Source organism: Muribaculum sp., assembly GCF_029051885.1.
Taxonomy (GTDB): Bacteria; Bacteroidota; Bacteroidia; order Bacteroidales; family Muribaculaceae; genus Muribaculum.
This window is the reverse complement of record NZ_JAIDKI010000165.1, coordinates 1-5132: the sequence shown is the minus strand read 5'-3', so window position 1 is coordinate 5132 and position 5132 is coordinate 1. Positions and strand designations below refer to the sequence as shown.

Sequence of the window (5132 nt, the reverse complement as noted above, 5' to 3'; positions counted from 1 at the left end):
CTTCAACGACAGAGCCTGATGATACATAATCATCGGGCTCTGTCTTTTTTTATATACCCCTGCTCCTGCTCTCTCTTCCAATCCTGCTCCCATGCATTCCCTCCGGCGGTCTCAGCGCAAGGTCGCGTCCTCTACGACGTCCACCCCACTACCAATGCTTGTTCCCTCTAATGCGACAAGCCTATGTCGCCTTCCGCACAGAGCGCACACACATCCACAGTTAGCATTTACCGTCTTACGCGCTTGCATTCGGTCTGAATTGTCCACACATCCAGGCTGCCTGCATTATTTATTGAACACCGCTACTTGGTCATGCATGCTATGCTGGGCATTACGCACTTCGGACAGCAGTGACCTGTTCGATGATATAACAAATGCGCAGCAACCAAATCAATCAGGCTGCTGCGCATTTGTGTATTTTATTGAATGGGCTTAGTGTAGACTGTCGACCTCTTTAAGCCAGGCTGCAGAGGATGCGTCAGACGGCATTCGCCAGTCGCCACGCGGTGACAGGCACACACTTCCTATTTTGGGCCCGTCAGGCAGGCAGGATCTCTTAAACTGTTGTGTGAAGAATCTACGATAAAATGTACGTAGCCATTTCAAGATTGTAGGTGAATCATATACTCCTGAGAATGCATGCTTGGCAAGGTAGTATACGCGCCTTGGGGTGAAACCATATCGGAGAGTATAGTACAAATAGAAGTCGTGCAGTTCGTAAGGACCGACTAAATCTTCCGTTTTCTGTTTGATATTTCCTTTTTCATCAGCAGGAATGAGTTCCGGACTGATGGGTGTGTCCACAATATCAAGCAGAATCTGTCGTTCGTGGTCATCTTCAGTGGTAACGGCACACCATTTTACCAGATGCTTTGCGAGGGTCTTTGGGACACTTGCATTGACACCGTACATAGACATATGATCGCCGTTGTAGGTAGCCCATCCTAATGCGAGTTCTGAAAGGTCGCCGGTACCGAGTACCATTCCTCCGACTTGATTGGCTATGTCCATTAGAAGTTGGGTTCGTTCACGTGCCTGTGAATTCTCATATGTCACATCATGCACGTTAATGTCATGTCCGATATCTGAGAAATGTTGTTTAACGGCTGCTGTAATCGAGATTTCACGAGAGGTGATTCCAAGTGATTTCATCAATTCGACAGCATTATCGTGTGTGCGATCGGTTGTGCCGAATCCCGGCATTGTCACGCCTATGATTCCTTTGCGGTCTAACCCGAGGACGTCGAATGTGCGCGCTGCCACAAGAAGAGCCAGCGTCGAATCCAGTCCGCCTGATATACCGATTACGAGATTTTGAGTGTGGGTGACATGCAATCGTTGCGCAAGACCGCTTATCTGTATATTTATAATCTCCTCACATCGGGAATCAATGGTTTTACCGTTGCCCGGCACAAACGGCAGGGGAGAAACATTGCGTTTGAGTCCTTTCTGGGGGTATTCAGCGATTCCGGCAGAAACATGTCGCACCGGTTCGCCGTTATTCTCAATTTTGCGTGCGTCTCCAAACGACATTATATGCCTACGGTCATGTCGTATCGCTTCGATGTCTATATCTGCGATTATGTGCGAGGAATGGCGTGTCCAGCGTGGAGCTTCAGCCAATAGAGTGCCATTTTCGTATATAAGCGCTTTGCCGTCAAATGCAAGGTCGGTGGTCGACTCTCCGAATCCGGCAGAACTATATACATATGCGCTGATACAGCGGGCTGATTGCTGGCTTATCAATGACTTGAGGTAGTCATACTTGCCGATTAAATCATCGGAAGCCGATAGATTGAGTATAATCTCGGCGCCATTGAGGGCTGCACGGGTAGATGGTGGTATAGGAGTCCATAGGTCTTCACATATTTCCATCCCTACTCCTACACCATCGACGTCGATTACAATATCTGTACCGACAGGGCTGTTGTCAGGTCCCCATTCCAAAATTCCTGTTGGTATGTTGCCTGCAGGCGCAAACCAACGGCGTTCATAAAATTCGTTATAATTAGGCAGGTAGGTCTTTGGAACAACCGCGACAACGCGTCCGTTTGCAAAAGCCACTGCACAGTTATAAAGTGTGTCGCAAATCTCTATAGGAGCTCCGACAACAAACATCATGTCATATTTCGAGGATACTTCTCTTAGTCTCGCAATACCGGCTGACGAGGTTTCAAGAAGTTCTTTCTGATGGAAAAGGTCACCGCATGTATAACCTGTGACACATAGTTCAGGAAATACTGCGACTCTTGTGCCGGAGGCGTTCAGCTCATCCAGCTTATTAATTATAAAATCCACATTAGCCTCTACATCCGCAATCTTCACTTCCGGAATGACTGATGCTACGCGGAAAAAACCGTGTGCGCGGGAGTCTTCTGTCGCAACATTGGCTGAATTATATTTACCGGCGTTGAGTTTGTCAGTCGACATATACTGTATGATTTTAGTTTTTGCAAATATACACAAACTTGAATCCTTGACAAGCATGTGCTTTAAAATAACTTTGCCGACATATATTTATCGGTGCTACCATACAAACATTTTTATATCCGGTTGTGTTTTATTTTTATCGGTTTCTGCCCTTATTTTAGCGACGACTACCGATTCCATTTGATAACCATAAAACATAAATCATGGAGACGGAGTCATCAGGAATTATATCCGCCCCGCCTTCAACCCTAAAGCATCACACACCATGGAAGAGAAATTCATCCTTTCACTTGACCAGGGCACCAGCAGTTCTCGTGCCATAGTTTTTGACCATAATGGCACCATACGTTCGGTAGCGCAACGTGAGTTCGAGCAGATATTCCCTCAGTCGGGATGGGTAGAGCATGACCCTCATCAGATCTGGGCCTCTCAGGCATCAGTTGTGGCCGAGGCTATATCCCAGATTGATATCAATGGACTCAACATCGCTGCGATAGGCATCACCAACCAGCGAGAGACAACTATAGTATGGGATGTAGACACCGATCTTCCGGTCTATAATGCTATCGTATGGCAGGACCGACGTACATCAGAGTATTGCGACCAGCTCGCCAAAGATGGATGGGTGGATAAAATCAGAGAGAAAACAGGTCTGATACTTGATGCCTATTTCAGCGCTACAAAAGTAAAATGGATACTTGATAATGTTCCCGGTGCGCACAAGCGTGCTGAAGAAGGGAAACTTAGATTCGGCACCGTCGATACGTGGCTGGTATGGCGTCTGACACGTGGTACGGTCCATGTGACTGATGTCACCAATGCTTCACGCACGATGTTGTTCAATATCCACACTCTTGAGTGGGATGAAGAGCTCCTCGCCTTATTTGGAATACCGCGTTCAATGATGCCGGAAGTAAAGTCCTCGAGCGAGGTGTACGGCTATACCACCACTACACTTTTCGCGCATAAGGTGCCTATTGCCGGAATGGCCGGCGACCAGCAGGCGGCTCTTTTCGGGCAGATGTGCATAGAGCCTGGTGCGGTGAAAAACACGTATGGAACGGGTTGCTTCCTGCTGATGAATACCGGCAACGAGGCGATTGAATCGAAAAACCGTATGCTCACCACTATCGCATGGAAGATTGGTCATGAGGTGACATATGCTCTCGAGGGCTCTATATTTGTAGCCGGCTCGGTAGTCCAGTGGTTGCGCGACGGACTGAAATGTATAGAAAAATCATCGGATGTAGAGGCCCTTGCAGCATCGGTGCCTGATACCGACGGTGTATATTTTGTGCCTGCTCTTACCGGTCTGGGTGCCCCTTACTGGGATCAGTATGCACGAGGAGCCATATCAGGCATCAGCCGAGGCACCACAACTGCCCATATAGCCCGTGCAGCTCTTGAAGGCATAGCCTGTCAGGTATATGATATTGTAAAGGCAATGGAGAAGGATTCCTCACTTCCAATTGCCAATCTCAAGGTCGACGGCGGTGCATCGCGCAACGATTTGCTCATGCAGTTCCAGAGCGATATCCTTTCGTGTGATGTACTAAGGCCGCGTGTTACAGAGACCACTGCTCTCGGTGCCGCATATCTTGCCGGACTTGCCGTAGGATATTGGAAGAGTCTTGACGAGATACGGCAGCAATGGCAGGTAGAGCGCCATTTCGAGCCTGCCGGAGATTCCGAGACTATCAAGAGGGAGATTGACGGATGGCATGATGCTGTCAGCCGTGTTGTACATACAAAGCCGATGGATTCCATCTGATTGCCATCGTATGAAAAAAGAGTGTTCAACTATTAAAACGTAATATTTATGGATAGCTCGTCATGGCAATGTTTTGTACAGTGTATCTTTGAATTCATCGGTACATTTGTGCTTATACTTCTCGGATGCGGCGTATGTGCCTGCGTAAGTTTGCGCAAGTCAAAAGGAGAAGGGGGAGGATGGATTGTAGTCACTATCGCATGGGGCCTGGCCGTATTCTGCGGCGTGCTCATCGCCGGCCCATGGTCAGGCGCTCACCTCAATCCTGCTGTTACAATCGGATTGGCTGCCGCCGGGAAATTCCCGTGGGCATATGCCGGACCGTTTATCGTTTCTCAGATATTGGGAGGCATGCTCGGTGCGATGTGTGTATATGTTTTCTACAAGGATCACTTCGATGCTACTGAAGGCGCGGAGGCCAAGCTGGGAGTATTCTCTACAATCCCTGCTATCAAGAATTACTGGCGCAATTTCATTTGTGAGGTTATCGGTACCTTTGTGCTTGTGCTCGTCATTCTTTTTATCGGCGACGAAGGCAATGCTGCGGCTCTTAGCACAGTCAGAGGGGAGCATGAACTGATAGGTTTAGGCAGTGTGGGTGCATTGCCTGTGGCCCTCCTGGTTGTTGTGATAGGCATGAGTCTTGGCGGCACTACCGGTTATGCCATAAATCCGGCTCGCGATCTCGGTCCTCGCCTGGCGCATGCCGTATTGCCTATCCGAGGAAAAGGTTCAAGCCAATGGGAGTATAGCTGGGTGCCTGTATTCGGTCCGGTAGTCGGTGGCATTATAGCCGCTCTTGTTTACTGGATTATCAAGGGGTTGCTCAATGCCTGATTCCTGGAGCGCTATAACTAAGACCCCGTTCACCAATATTTGTTAACGCTGGGGCGGTCAAGCGTCGTGCAGATGTGTTCGCGCAGTGAGGGAG

3 protein-coding genes are annotated in these 5132 nt (G+C 48.7%); 2 read left to right on the top strand and 1 reads right to left on the bottom strand.

Going from position 1 to position 5132, the window contains the following annotated elements; translation table 11 throughout:
* Window positions 1–432: 432 nt before the first annotated feature.
* Window positions 433–2430: an NAD(+) synthase gene (locus tag K2I50_RS07195; protein ID WP_301025624.1), complete on the bottom strand. Its 1998-nt coding sequence runs from the start codon at window positions 2428–2430 to the stop codon at window positions 433–435.
* A 265-nt stretch (window positions 2431–2695) separates the two neighbouring features.
* On the opposite strand from K2I50_RS07195, the gene glpK reads away from it, so the two are divergent.
* Window positions 2696–4201 (top strand): glycerol kinase GlpK, encoded by a 1506-nt coding sequence (gene glpK, locus K2I50_RS07190; RefSeq protein WP_301025623.1) that lies wholly within the window; start codon window positions 2696–2698, stop codon window positions 4199–4201.
* 48 nt (window positions 4202–4249) lie between these two features.
* A complete protein-coding gene (locus tag K2I50_RS07185; protein ID WP_301025621.1) occupies window positions 4250–5038 on the top strand; it encodes an MIP/aquaporin family protein in 789 nt (262 codons plus the stop codon).
* Window positions 5039–5132: the final 94 nt, after the last annotated feature.